The organism is Mycolicibacterium septicum DSM 44393, assembly GCF_000455325.1.
Taxonomy (GTDB): domain Bacteria; phylum Actinomycetota; class Actinomycetes; order Mycobacteriales; family Mycobacteriaceae; genus Mycobacterium; species Mycobacterium septicum.
Map to the genome: position 1 here is coordinate 3,956,492 of NZ_HG322951.1, position 12,218 is coordinate 3,968,709.

Annotated in this window: 13 protein-coding genes; 8 read left to right on the forward strand and 5 right to left on the reverse strand. The window is 67.4% G+C overall.

Translation table 11 applies throughout. From position 1 onward, the window contains the following. Positions 1-180: 180 nt before the first annotated feature. Positions 181-927: a peroxide stress protein YaaA gene (gene yaaA, locus TX88_RS18680; protein WP_044518688.1), complete on the forward strand. Its 747-nt coding sequence runs from the start codon at positions 181-183 to the stop codon at positions 925-927. Between the two features lie 87 nt (positions 928-1,014). On the opposite strand, the gene TX88_RS18685 is transcribed toward yaaA, so the two are convergent. From TX88_RS18685 to TX88_RS18705, 5 genes are read right to left on the reverse strand one after another with little or no spacing between them, the layout of a single operon-like run. Beyond that, entirely contained in the window at positions 1,015-1,932 is a 918-nt protein-coding gene (locus TX88_RS18685) for a TauD/TfdA dioxygenase family protein (protein WP_044518689.1), read from the reverse strand. A 34-nt stretch (positions 1,933-1,966) separates the two neighbouring features. Beyond that, a complete protein-coding gene (locus TX88_RS18690) occupies positions 1,967-3,037 on the reverse strand; it encodes a PhnD/SsuA/transferrin family substrate-binding protein (RefSeq protein ID WP_084621935.1) in 1,071 nt (356 codons plus the stop codon). Between the two features lie 4 nt (positions 3,038-3,041). Continuing rightward, entirely contained in the window at positions 3,042-3,785 is a 744-nt protein-coding gene (locus tag TX88_RS18695; protein WP_044518690.1) for an ABC transporter ATP-binding protein, read from the reverse strand. Continuing rightward, the gene (locus TX88_RS18700) at positions 3,772-4,635 is read right to left on the reverse strand and encodes an ABC transporter permease (RefSeq protein ID WP_044518691.1); all 864 of its coding nucleotides are present in this window, start codon (positions 4,633-4,635) and stop codon (positions 3,772-3,774) included. Before TX88_RS18700 ends, TX88_RS18695 begins: the two co-directional genes overlap by 14 nt. Before the next feature lies 1 nt (position 4,636). Then, positions 4,637-5,611: a TauD/TfdA dioxygenase family protein gene (locus TX88_RS18705; protein ID WP_044519565.1), complete on the reverse strand. Its 975-nt coding sequence runs from the start codon at positions 5,609-5,611 to the stop codon at positions 4,637-4,639. 387 nt (positions 5,612-5,998) lie between these two features. Here TX88_RS18705 and TX88_RS18710 point away from each other — a divergent pair, with 387 nt between their 5' ends. The 7 genes from TX88_RS18710 to TX88_RS18740 form a co-directional block, all read left to right on the forward strand. Next, the gene (locus TX88_RS18710) at positions 5,999-6,628 is read left to right on the forward strand and encodes a hypothetical protein (RefSeq protein ID WP_244438454.1); all 630 of its coding nucleotides are present in this window, start codon (positions 5,999-6,001) and stop codon (positions 6,626-6,628) included. Between the two features lie 79 nt (positions 6,629-6,707). Beyond that, on the forward strand, positions 6,708-6,923 hold the full coding sequence (locus TX88_RS18715; protein WP_244438455.1) for a hypothetical protein: 216 nt from the start codon (positions 6,708-6,710) through the stop codon (positions 6,921-6,923). Beyond that, a complete protein-coding gene (locus TX88_RS18720) occupies positions 6,896-8,371 on the forward strand; it encodes an amidase (RefSeq protein WP_044518695.1) in 1,476 nt (491 codons plus the stop codon). The genes TX88_RS18715 and TX88_RS18720 overlap by 28 nt, the downstream gene beginning before the upstream one ends. A 98-nt stretch (positions 8,372-8,469) precedes the next feature. After that, complete coding sequence (locus tag TX88_RS18725; RefSeq protein ID WP_044518696.1) at positions 8,470-9,363, forward strand: fructose bisphosphate aldolase; 894 nt, start codon at positions 8,470-8,472, stop codon at positions 9,361-9,363. Positions 9,364-9,394: 31 nt separating this feature from the next. After that, on the forward strand, positions 9,395-10,309 hold the full coding sequence (locus TX88_RS18730; RefSeq protein WP_044518697.1) for an alpha/beta fold hydrolase: 915 nt from the start codon (positions 9,395-9,397) through the stop codon (positions 10,307-10,309). 50 nt (positions 10,310-10,359) lie between these two features. After that, positions 10,360-11,007 (forward strand): MBL fold metallo-hydrolase, encoded by a 648-nt coding sequence (locus tag TX88_RS18735; RefSeq protein ID WP_044518698.1) that lies wholly within the window; start codon positions 10,360-10,362, stop codon positions 11,005-11,007. A gap of 91 nt (positions 11,008-11,098) precedes the next feature. Further along, on the forward strand, positions 11,099-12,218 hold a 1,120-nt coding region (locus TX88_RS18740), incomplete at its 3' end, for an FAD-dependent oxidoreductase (RefSeq protein ID WP_044518699.1).

The following is a 12,218-nucleotide window of genomic DNA, read 5'->3' on the forward strand; positions in this document are numbered from 1 at the left end:
GCCGCCGCCCCCGGCCGACGCGATGCCGCCGGCGCCCCCGATGGACGGGCCCGCACCGATCATGCTGGACGTGCCGCCCCCGCCGGCGCCCCCCGCGCCCGAGGAGCCGGCTCCTATCGCCATCTGAGATCACACCTGTCGGTGGTCAGCGAGCCACGATCAGTCGGATAGCGTCTGGCTGTGATCGTGCTGCTGCCACCGTCGGAGACCAAACGCACCGGCGGGGATGGCCCCCCGGTGCGTTTGGACAATCTGAGCTCGCCGCAACTGACTCCGCTGCGTGAGTCGCTGATCGGCGAACTCGTCGAACTCGCCGCCGATCCGCCGGCGTGCCGCAAGGCCCTGGGCATCTCCGCGGGCCAGGACGCTGAAATCGAGCGCAACGCCGCCCTGCGCGATGCACCCACGATGCCGGCGATCGAGCGATACACCGGGGTGCTGTACGACGCCCTCGACATCGGATCGCTACGCGGAACAGCCGCCTCGAGAGCGCGCGGCCGGTTGGCCGTCGGATCGGCACTGTTCGGTCTCCTGCGCGCCGATGATCAGGTGCCCGCCTACCGGCTGTCCGCATCCTCCAAGTTGCCCGGACAACCGGGCCTGGCCAAGCGTTGGCGACCGCTCCTGGAGCCGGTGCTGGCCGACCTCTCCGCCCGTGAGCTGATCGTGGACCTTCGCTCCGGCTCCTACGCGGGGTTGGGCCGCATCCCCGGCGCCGTCCGCGTGCAGGTTCTGGCCGAGCGCGCCGACGGTCACCGCACCGTGGTCAGCCACTTCAACAAGGCCCACAAAGGTCATCTGGCGCGGGCGCTGGCCGGCTCCCGGGCCGAACCGAACGATGCCGCCGCCGTGGCGGCGGTTGCCCGCCGCGCCGGGATGAACGTGGAACGCGACGGCGACGAACTGACCGTCGTGGTGCCGGCCTGACGGACCAACAGATCGCCGCGTGCGGCTCGCCGGCTCACGCCGGGCCGAACGGCTCGCCGACTCAAGCGGCTTCGAAAGATCGCCGACTCAAGCAGCCTCGAACGGCTCGCCGTCCAAAGCCCGCGATGGCCGGCCATCCGGCCCCACCGGCACATCCCCCACGAGCGTCACGCGATACAACCGGCGGTCGTGCTCGCCGCTGAGATCCGACGGTGCGAGGTGGACCGTTGAGCGGTTGTCCCAGAACGCGATGCTGCCCGCCTCCCATTTGAACCGCACGGTGTACTCGGGCCGTACCAGCTCGTCGTAGAACAGACCCAGCAGTCGGCGACTCTCGTGCGGTGACACGTCGACGATATGGCTCGTGAAACCCGGGTTGACGTAGAGCGCCCGCTCCCCTGTCTCGGGATGCACCCGGACCACGGGATGCTCGGTCAGCAGCGGACGCCGGTTCACCCGACGCTCATAGTCCTCGGTGGCCGTCGTACCGTCCGGGGGCGCGAACCGGTGCACCGCCCGCAGCCCGTCGGCCAATCGCTGCAGTGGTGCCGACAATCCCTCATACGCGGCAACGGTGTTCGCCCACTGGGTATCGCCCCCGTACGGCGGGATCACCTCGGCCCGAAGGATCGACGCGGCAGGCGGATTCACCGCCGCGGTCACGTCGGCGTGCCAATTCGCCTTGTCGTAGCCCCTGCTGCTGCCATAGCGCGCCTTGAACCGGTCGGCGAAGATCGGGTAGATCGTCGGATACTCCGGGTCGGGGATGGAATCGAACAGCGGATGCGCCGGCGTCGGTGAGCCGAAGGCCCGCGCCAGCCGCAGGTGATCGTCGTGACCGATGAACTGGTCGCGGAAGAACACCACCTTCCACTTGAGCAGTGCGGCACGGATTTCGGCCACCTGTTCGGTGAGTAGCGGTGCGGTGAGGTCGATTCCGTGGATCTCGGCGCCGATCCAGCCGGACTGCGGCCGGATCGTCAGTGCGGATGCCAATTGAGTCATCTGTTGTCCCCTCTGTTTGGTATGGCCGAAATCGCTACGATTTCAGCGATTTCGGTGTGACACTGTCGAGTTCGTTCTGCGCGTTGACGATGTCGTTGTAGCGGCCGTCCACGTACGGCTTGACCTCGACCCGGCCTTTGATGGTGCCGGTCTCGTGCAGGCCGTCGGCCACGGTCTGGAACAACGCGGTGGAATCGGCATCGATCGGGTAATACGAGGCGATCCCGTCCTCCTCGTACAGCTTCTTGCCCTGGTCGAACGTGATGCCCTGCACCTTGACGTAGTACTCGTCGATCCACTGGTCGGCATGGGTGTCCTTCCAGTTGTTGGCCGCGACGGCCCGGCCGACGTAATCGCCGATCGCCGCCGCCTTGGCGGGGTCGTCGAGCACATCGCGGCGCACGATCAGCGTCTGAATGCCGGTGTTGATGCCCTTGCCGTCACCGAGGATCGGTGGCTCGCCCAATTGGTAGTACTGGTTGCCCAGCACGATGGCGGCTTCCACGGCACCGGCGGCAAATGTCGGAACCACCTCTGCCCCAGCCAGTTCCACGGGCTGGACATCGGTTCTCAGGTCCAGGCCATGGCGCTTGAGGAGTCCGGCGGTGACCATGTGACGACCCGATCCCGGCGGGTAGGCCACCCGCTTGCCACGAAGATCCTCGATCGTCTTCACTCCGCTGTCGGGGCGTGCCACCAGGTAGTAGCCACCGCTGGTGCCGGGGTTCGCCTGCAGCCCGATGGTCACCAGATCGGTGACGCCACTGTCCACCGCGATCGGAACCGGCGCCTCGCCGATGGATCCGATGTCGGCCGCACCCGAGCGCAAAGCCTCGATCACCGCCGCACCGCCGCTGAAATCGGCGAAGTCGACCTCGTACGGTGTCCCCTGGCCGGCGTTGGCCAGGTTCCACGGCAGTGACTGCGTCCCGTTCTGCTCGGCGATGACCAGCTTGGTGCCGGCCGGAACCTCTGTCTTCGCGGCGATCTTCACCGTGTCGATGGCACCGCCGGCCTCGTCGTCGGACAACCCGCACGCGCTGAGCAACAACGGGATCAGCAACAGCGCAGCGGAACCCCGCCGCGCCCGACCACCAAATGGCATGTGACTATTCCTTGTCTTCGGATACACCGAGTTCGGACAGCAATCGCTTTCGCAGCGTGGCGAATTCGTGGGTGTCCCGGGCCCTGGGCTTCGGCACCGTGACGTCGACGTCGAGAGAGATGACACCGTCGGTCAGGACGATCACGCGATCGGCGAGCAGGATCGCCTCATCGACGTCATGGGTCACCAACAGGACCGCCGGGGTGTGCCTGCGATACAGGTCCATCAGCAGCCCGTGCATCTTGATCCTGGTGAGGGCATCGAGTGCGCCGAAGGGTTCGTCGAGCAACAGCAGCTGCGGTTCGCGCACCAGGGCCCGGGCCAGGGCCACGCGCTGCGCTTCGCCGCCGGACAACGTGCGCGGCCACGCCTTTGCCTTGTCCGCCAGATTGACCTCGCCCAGCGCCGCCAGCGCCCGTTGTTGTACGACACTGTTGGCGGGCAATCCGATCGTCACGTTGGCGAGCACCCGCTGCCACGGCAGCAGGCGGGAATCCTGGAAAACGATCGCGCGCCGCTCGGGCACCCGCAGGTAGCCGTCCACGTCACTGTCGAGCGCACCCAGGGCCCGAAGGAAAGTGCTCTTGCCCGAACCGCTCCGGCCCAACAGGGCGACGAACTCGCCTGCTCTGATCTCCAGATCGAGGCCGTCGATGATGACGTTGTCCCCGAACCGCTTCCGGATGTCGCGAGCGATCACCACCGACGACGTGCCGACAGCGGTTGGGAGCGTGTCAGTCTCCGTCATAGGCCCGCCTCCAGGTGAGCAGGCGACCCTCGAGGAACCGGACCACGAGAATCGAGATCAGTCCGAGAATCGCGTACACCGCGATCAACACGAAGACGATGTCGATCTGGAAGTACTCGCGGGCGTCGGTCATCATCCGGCCGAGACCCTTCTTGGCGTTGATGGTCTCCGCGAAGATCAACGACAGCCAGGACGCCGTCAGGGCCAGGCGCAGGCCGACCAGAAACCCGGACAGCGATCCGGGGATGATGACCCGGTAGATCATCTCGGCCCGGCCTGCGCCGAAGGATCGGGCCGCCTCCACCAGTGCGGCGTCGACGCTGCGGATCGCGCTGAAGGTGTTGATGTAGATCGCGACGGCGACGGCCAGCGTGATCAGCAGGATCTTCGGGACCTCGCTGATGCCGAACCACACGATCAGCAGCGGCACCAGTGCGAAGTTCGGAACCGCGCGCAGCACTTCCATATTGGCGTCGACGAAGTTCTCCCCGATCCGGGACAATCCCGAGATCAGGGCCAGCCCGAGTCCGAGCACGATACCGAACACCAGCCCATATCCGACCCGTAGCAGGCTGGCGTTCAGATGGTCCTGGAACGTTCCGTCGGCGATCAGCGTCCAGGCCGCATCGAGCACCCGGGTCGGCGGCGGTACGGTGCGCTCGTCGAAGATCCCGACGGTGGACAGCAGTTGCCACAGGCCCACCAACAGGACCGGGCCCAGGAGGCGCTGCACCGCCCGGGGCACCACGGGCTTGCGCTGCACCCGCCGCACCGCCGCCCGGGGATCGACGAGCCCGATCGGTGCGCCGGTCGGTGGGGCTCCCCCTGGCCGCGACAACAGGACGGACATCTCAGGCGGCCCCGAAGTAGTCGCCCGAAATCGACTCCGACGCAACACCATCGGGACCCACCGGAACGTCGCCCACCAGGGTGATGCGGTGCAGCACCCGGTCGCCTTCGACATGCTCGAAGTCGCGCGGGGCCAGGTGCAGCGCGGCCCGGTTGTCCCAGAACGCCACGCTGCCCGGCTCCCACTTGAACCGCACCGAGTACTCGGGCCGCGCGATCTCCTCGAACAGCAGATCCAGCAGGTGCCTGCTCTCCCGGGGCGAGAGGTTGACGATCTCGCGCGTGAAGGACGGGTTGACGTAGAGCACCTTCTCCCCCGTCTCCGGGTGTACCCGGACCACCGGGTGGATGGTGGCGAGCGGATTGCTGCGCACCAGATCGCCGATCTTCTCGGTGCTGCGGTCGGCCGACGTCGTCGAGCCGAAGCGGTGCTCGGCGCGCAGTTCGCCGACGAGGGTCTGCACCGATGGCGACAGACCCGCATATACGGCAGCAACATTGGCGAACTGGGTGTCGCCGCCGTAGTCGGGCACCTGCTCTGCCCGCAGTATCGAATGTGACGGCGGGTTGATCAGCGGGGTGACGTCGGCATGCCAGCCGGGGCCGTTAGGACTTTGCCGCTTGCGGTACTTGGTGCCGTAACGGTGGTCGTAGGCGGCCGGGGACACCGTGTGGATCTGCGGGAATCCGGCTGGGGCAGAGTCGCCCTCGTAGGGATGGCCGGGCGTCACCTCGCCGAACTGGGCACCGAACGCGATCTGGGATGCGTGGTCGAGATCCTGTCCGCGGAAGAACACCACCTTCCACCGGTGCAGCGCGGCCCGGATCGCAGAGACCTGTTCAGGTGACAGCGGTGCCGACAGATCGGCCCCGTCGATCAACGCCCCGGTGTGTCCCGACAACGGACTGATCGTGAGTCCGGACGAGGACAATTCGGTAGAAGACAGTTCAGATGAAGACAGTTCAGTAGTAGACATCGCCATACTTCCCTCGAAAGCGGCTGCTCATATCGGCGATTCGACGCTAACGAGGTTCGTCTCGGGGCTTACCGGTTTGAATCGGCGTGACGTGAATGCCTGCAGCGGGCGTGAACCCGCAGCGGCGTTGCCGGCCGCGTTCCGAACAGACGCCCCAAATCGCTTCTGCCTGCGGCGCACTGGCTCAATGCCGGGATATGAGGACGAATCTCACTGTTGCCGAGCAAATTTCACCGCGACTGCGCGACAGTCCCACACCGGGAGCGGATTTCACCGAATTCCCGGGTGTTACCCACAGCGCCCCACCTCATCGTGCACAATATGAGCTCGCGTCAGCGCCCGTCGCCTGTGCCACGCCCATCACACCGCCGTTCCCCGGGAGCAAGCTTGGTCACCTGCCTAGTTTCGACACCGCATGCGCCGTATCAGCCGGTTCGCCGTGGACGGCACCGGAAGGCACCGGAACGACGTTGGCTGCCCGTCGGCGTCGGCGTGGCCGCCGCGGCCGTGGTCAGCTCCATGCTCACCGCATTCGTCATCCTCAGCACGCTTGCCTCCAAATTCTCGTCCAGGGATTCGGTGTATGCCGTCGGCGCCAGGACCTATGAGGTGAAACCGAACCGGCAGCCGCTCCGAAGCTTCTCCGAGCGGGCCGCGGCCCCGGCCATCGCGGCGTTCGCGTCCGACGGCTCGGGATTCGTCGATTCGGCGGCACGGTGCCGCGACACCCAGTCGGCCAGGGCCATCGGCCGAACCGAACGCTCGCTGGTGGTGATCTGCCTGGACCGCACGGGCCGGCTCGAATACCACGGCGTCCGGCTCTCCGACCAGGCCGCGCTGGCGGCATCGGCCGATGCCACGTCCGGCCGCCGATTCGTGGCGCGCAATTCCCAGGTCAATTACGCGGTCTCCCCGACCGAGTTGCTCGTCACCTCGGGTAGTGCGGTCCTCAAACGCGAACCGATGGTCGAGTACCGGGAGATCCTGTCCACGCCGGTCGTCGTAGCACCGCGGTAACCGCGCTAAGCTGGCCGCTCATCGGCCGTGCGGCGGGAGATCGATGTCCACATTCTGGCGGTACCTACGTATCCAGGCCATGGTGTTCGTCGCCGGTATCGTCGGGCCGATCTTCTTGATCGTTTACTTTGCCGCACAACCAGATCCGACTCTCAAGTGGATGTACTTCACGGGTCTGATCGTCACCGCGGTCGAGGTTCTCCTCGCGCTCGAGTTGACTCGTATCAGTGCACCGAACACCACCAGCGATCTCCGGAGTGATGTGAGATGGATTCGTCGTCCGCCTTCGAACTAGCCCGCACCGACGGGGTCGGGCAGGCGGCACTGGCGGCCGCCGGTGAGATCAGTGCCGTCGAGCTACTCGACGCCGCGATCACCCGGGTCGAGGCGACGCGCAGTCTCAACGCGGTGATCACCGACCTGTTCGACAGAGGCCGCTCACAAGCCGCCGCACTCGATGCGTCCGGTGTACTGCGCAACGGGCGGGCCGGGCCGCTGACCGGGGTGCCGTTCCTGCTCAAGGATCTCGGCGCAGCGCTGGCCGGTACCCGCGAAGCGATGGGGTCACGCGCATTGCGCGACCATGTCTCGACGGAATCCGCCTGGACGGTGGATCGGTACCTCGATGCCGGACTGGTCGTGTTCGGCAAGACCAACACCCCGGAATGGGGCAACCACTGCACCACCGAGCCGTTACTGTTCGGCCCCACGGTGAACCCGTGGTCCGCCGTCGTCACCCCGGGTGGATCCAGCGGCGGATCGGCGGCAGCGGTGGCCGCAGGAGTGGTACCCGCGGCCTCGGGCGGGGACGGCACGGGCTCCATCCGGGTACCCGCCTCATGCTGCGGTGTCGTCGGCCTCAAACCACGCCGGGGACGATCCTCCTTCGCCCCTGACGGCGGCCACGGACTCGAAGGCCTGGTGAACGGCCACGCGCTGACCCGCACGGTGCGCGACAGCGCGGCCCTGCTGGACATCATCGCCGGCTCCGCACCCGGCGATCCCTACAGTGCCGCCATCCCGGCGTTCTCCTTCCTCGACGCAGCCGCACGAACACCGTCGGCGCAGCGCATCCTGATCGCCACCTCGTCGCCGTTTCCCACCGACCGGATCGACCCCGAGGTGGTGTCGGCCGTCGAAACGGCCGGCCGGGTGCTGGAAAGCCTCGGGCACCACCTCACCCCCGGGGCTCCCACGATCGATGCGGACGCGGTCGCCGACGCCGTCGCGGTGCTGCACACCGTGAGCAACGCGCAGCTCCACGACCTGGCCCGGGCACATCTGGGCCGGGCGCCCCGCGAGGACGAGTTCGAGCCGAGCACCTGGGTGATGATCCGCGAGGGCTTCACCACGACGGGGCTGGCCTATGCCGGCGCCATCTCGGACATCCATGCCCAGACACGCCGGTTCGCCGCGGGGATGGCAGGTCACGACGTGCTCCTGGTGCCGACGCTGCTGACCGGTCCGCCGCCGTACGGGCTGCTGAATCAGCCCAGGGGCACCACCCGGGCGTTCTTCGACGTCGAGTTCGCCACCACCGGATGGACGGCCCTGGCCAACGTGACCGGTTGGGCTGCGATTTCCCTGCCGTTGGGCCAGACCCGCGACGGCCTGCCGATCGGTGTACAGCTGATGGCCCCCGACGAAACGATCCTGCTCAGCCTGGCCGGACAGCTCGAGCAGGCCGTGCCGTGGGCCACCCGCACCCCGGCTCGATGGGTGGGCGCTACCGCCGCGAAGTAGCCGCATATCCTCTGAGTCGAACTGTGCGCAACCGGCGGTGTGCGCCCTCAACAGCACAACAACATCAGGACGCCGTCTTCAAAGGAGTAGACAACCTCATGGTGAACCAGCAGCAGGCCGACAAGATGACCACGGGCAAGGGCTTCATCGCCGCGCTCGACCAGAGTGGTGGGTCCACCCCCAAGGCCCTGCGTCTCTACGGTGTCGAGGAGAGCGCCTACTCCTCCGAGGAGGAGATGTTCGACCTGATCCACCAGATGCGCTCGCGCATCATCACCTCCCCGGTGTTCAACGGTGACCGGGTGCTGGCCGCGATCCTGTTCGAGCAGACCATGGACCGCTCCATCGAGGGCAAGCCCACCGCGACCTTCCTCTGGGAGGACAAGGGCGTGGTTCCGCTGCTGAAGATCGACAAGGGCCTGGCCGACGTCGCTGACGGCGTGCAGGTGATGAAGCCGATGCCCGGCCTGGACGATCTGCTGGCCCGCGCGGCGAAGAACGGCATCTTCGGCACCAAGGAGCGCTCGGTGATCGGCGCGGCCAACGCCGACGGCATCGCCGCCGTGGTCGCCCAGCAGTTCGAGGTCGCCAGGCAGGTGCTCTCGCACGGTCTGATCCCGATCATCGAGCCCGAGGTCACCATCTCGATCTCCGACAAGGCCGAGGCCGAGGACCTGCTCCGCGACGAGATCACCAAGAACCTCGACGCACTGCCGGTCGACCAGAAGGTCATGCTCAAGTTGACCCTGCCGACCCAGGCCAACCACTACCAGTCGCTGGTCGAGCATCCGAAGGTGATGCGGGTCGTGGCGCTGTCGGGTGGCTACTCACGCGATGAGGCCAACAAGCTGCTGGCCGAGAACACCGGTGTGATCGCCAGCTTCAGCCGCGCGCTGACCGAGGGTCTGTCGGCCCAGCAGAGCGACGACGAGTTCAACGCCACGCTGGACAAGTCCATCCAGTCCATCTACGACGCGTCCGTCGCGGGCTAGTCGCGGACCCGGCGAGGCGAGGCGCACGAACATGGTCATCCCGATCGATCGCCCCAAACTGGAGGGCAATGTCGCCGTGGGCGACGGTCGGCAGCTCGGGTTCGCCGAGTTCGGCGACCCGCAGGGCCGTGCGGTCTTCTGGCTGCACGGCACCCCGGGCGCCCGCAGGCAGATCCCGACCGAGGCCCGGATCTACGCCGAGCAGAACCACATCCGGTTGATCGGGGTGGACCGGCCGGGCATCGGTTCGTCCACACCGCACCAGTACCACCGCGTGCTGGATTTCGGTGAGGATCTGCGCACCATCGCCGACACGCTGGGCATCGACAAGATGGCCGTCATCGGCTTGTCCGGCGGCGGCCCCTACACGCTGGCCACCGCGGCCGCCATGCCCGACCGGGTGGTGGCGGCCGGGGTGCTCGGCGGTGTGGCCCCGATGGTCGGGCCCGACGCGATCAGCAGTCCGCTGATGCAACTCGGTGCGGTGGTCGCGCCCATCCTGGAGGTGGCCGGTGCGCCGATCCGGTTGGCCGCCTCCGGGCTGATCCGGCTGATCCGTCCGGTCGCCTCTCCGGCCCTGGAGATCTACGCGCGGATCTCCCCCGAGGGCGACCGGCGCATGCTCGGCCGGCCCGAGTTCAAGGCCATGTTCCTCGACGACCTGCTCAACGGCAGCCGCAAGCAGCTGGCCGCGCCGTTCTACGACATCGTGGTGTTCGAGCGCGACTGGGGCTTCCGGCTCGACGAGGTCAAGGTTCCGGTGCGCTGGTGGCACGGCGACCACGACCACATCGTGCCGTTCGCCCACGGTCAGCACGTGGTCTCCCGGCTGCCCGACGCGGTCATGACCGAGCTGCCCTACGAAAGCCACCTGGGTGGGCTGGGCTGCGCCGAGGAGATCATGGGCACCATGATCTCGACGTGGGACAAGGCGAGCACCGACTGAGCTCGCCCGAGGCTTGACCTCAACCATTGTTCAGGGTCGAGGCTGTCGTCATGGCAACCTCCATGACCCAGATCCGGACCGACCTGTGGGAAACCCGTACCGACACACCGTTTCCGGGTTTGACCACACATGCCTACCTGTGGACACCGGGCGGGCACAACGCACTGTTCTACTGCCCGGCCGGCGACGCGGATTTCGCCACGTTGGATTCACTCGCCGGGGTCGACGACCACTATCTGTCCCACCAGGACGAGGCGGGCCCGATGCTGGCCCGCATCGCCGGGCGGTTCGGCTCCCGGCTGCACGCGCCGGCCGCCGAACGCGACACGATCGAACAGCACAGCCCGATCGACGTACCGCTGTCCTCCCGGCATGTCGATGACCGTGGTGTCGAGGTGATCCCCACCCCCGGTCACACTCCGGGCAGCACGAGCTATCTGGTCGAGGGCGCCCAGGGCCGGTATCTGTTCACCGGGGACACCATGTTCGTCGCCGCCGACGGTCGATGGTCGACGTTCGTGATCCCGGGCATCGGCGACGCGACGGCGATGGCCGAGAGCCTGCACCTGCTGGCCGGCCTGCAACCGGACGTCGTCGTCTCCAGCGCCTACGGGGCGCGTGCGGTCACCGTCCTCGACGAGGGTGCCTGGCCGGCATGCGTCGACGAGGCGTTGCGGTCGATACCGGTGACCCGCTGATCTTCGAGTAGCGCACTACTCTAGGCCCGGCCCCGGCCTGCTCCGATACTTCGAACAACTGGCGATGTGCCAGCGGGTCCGGAGGTCGGCAATGGCAACGATCGGCAAACACGCGGTGGTGCTGGGCGCGAGCATGGGCGGGCTGCTGGCCGCCCGGGCGCTGGCCGACTACTTCGACACCGTCACGCTCGTGGAGCGCGACGTGCTGCCCGACGGCCCGGTCCAGCGGCGCGGCGTCCCGCAGGGCCGGCATGCCCACGGGCTGCTCAGCGGCGGCTTGCGGGCGCTCGCCGAACTGTTTCCCGGGCTCCCCGAGGAGCTCGCGGCCGACGGAGCCACGGTGCTCGACGGGGCGAAACTGTCCCTTGTGTCGCTGACATTCGGCGGCCACAGGCTGAATCTCAACGGGCAACCGTCCAGCCCGATGGAGTCGTATCTGGCCAGCAGACCGTTCCTGGAGGCCCACGTGCGGGACCGGGTGCGGGCCATCGACAACGTCCGCATCCTCGACGGGCACGATGCGGTCGAGTTGCTGATGGACGACACCCGCCGGGTGACGAGCGTTCTCGTGGCGCCTCGCTCAGGTGGTACCGGGCAGGCGATAGCCGCCGACCTGATCGTCGACGCGATGGGCCGCGCCGGACGGACACCGGCGTTCCTGGAGAGCGCCGGATTCGGACGTCCCGCCGAAGACCGGATCGCGGTACAGGTGGCGTATTCCAGCCAACTGATGCGCTTCGCGGGCAACGCTCCGCGCGACCAGCTCACCCTCGTCGGGGCGGTTCCCGAAAGACCATGCGGTGGTTCACTGTTCGCCTATGAGAACGAGACCTGGCTGCTCACCACAGCGGGGATGAACGGCCAGGAACCACCGGCCGATCTGGCCGGGATGATCGCCTTCGTCGAAGATCTGTTCCCCGCCGAAACCATCGCGGCCTTGCGCAGCGCGGAACCGTTGGGGGCGGTGGCCACCTTCCGTTATCCGGCGAGTGTGCGCAGGCGGTATGAGCGCATGCCCCGGTTCCCCGATGGCCTGCTGGTCTTCGGTGACGCGATCTGCAGCTTCAATCCGGTGTACGGACAAGGCATGTCGGTGGCCGCGCTCGAGGCGCTCGCATTGCGCGACTGCCTGGCCCGCGGCGGCGACGATCTGGGCCGCCGATTCCTTCGCGCGGCTGCCGGTTGTGTCAACACGGCATGGCAGATGGCCT

Coding starts and splice junctions, on each gene's coding strand:
- TX88_RS18685 (WP_044518689.1), bottom strand. CDS start 1,932: ATGACTCAATTGGCATCCGCACTGACGATCCGGCCGCAGTCCGGCTGG.
- TX88_RS18690 (WP_084621935.1), bottom strand. CDS start 3,037: ATGCCATTTGGTGGTCGGGCGCGGCGGGGTTCCGCTGCGCTGTTGCTG.
- TX88_RS18695 (WP_044518690.1), bottom strand. CDS start 3,785: ATGACGGAGACTGACACGCTCCCAACCGCTGTCGGCACGTCGTCGGTG.
- TX88_RS18700 (WP_044518691.1), bottom strand. CDS start 4,635: ATGTCCGTCCTGTTGTCGCGGCCAGGGGGAGCCCCACCGACCGGCGCA.
- TX88_RS18705 (WP_044519565.1), bottom strand. CDS start 5,611: ATGTCTACTACTGAACTGTCTTCATCTGAACTGTCTTCTACCGAATTG.
- TX88_RS18715 (WP_244438455.1), top strand. CDS start 6,708: ATGGTGTTCGTCGCCGGTATCGTCGGGCCGATCTTCTTGATCGTTTAC.
- TX88_RS18720 (WP_044518695.1), top strand. CDS start 6,896: ATGGATTCGTCGTCCGCCTTCGAACTAGCCCGCACCGACGGGGTCGGG.
- TX88_RS18725 (WP_044518696.1), top strand. CDS start 8,470: ATGGTGAACCAGCAGCAGGCCGACAAGATGACCACGGGCAAGGGCTTC.
- TX88_RS18730 (WP_044518697.1), top strand. CDS start 9,395: ATGGTCATCCCGATCGATCGCCCCAAACTGGAGGGCAATGTCGCCGTG.
- TX88_RS18735 (WP_044518698.1), top strand. CDS start 10,360: ATGGCAACCTCCATGACCCAGATCCGGACCGACCTGTGGGAAACCCGT.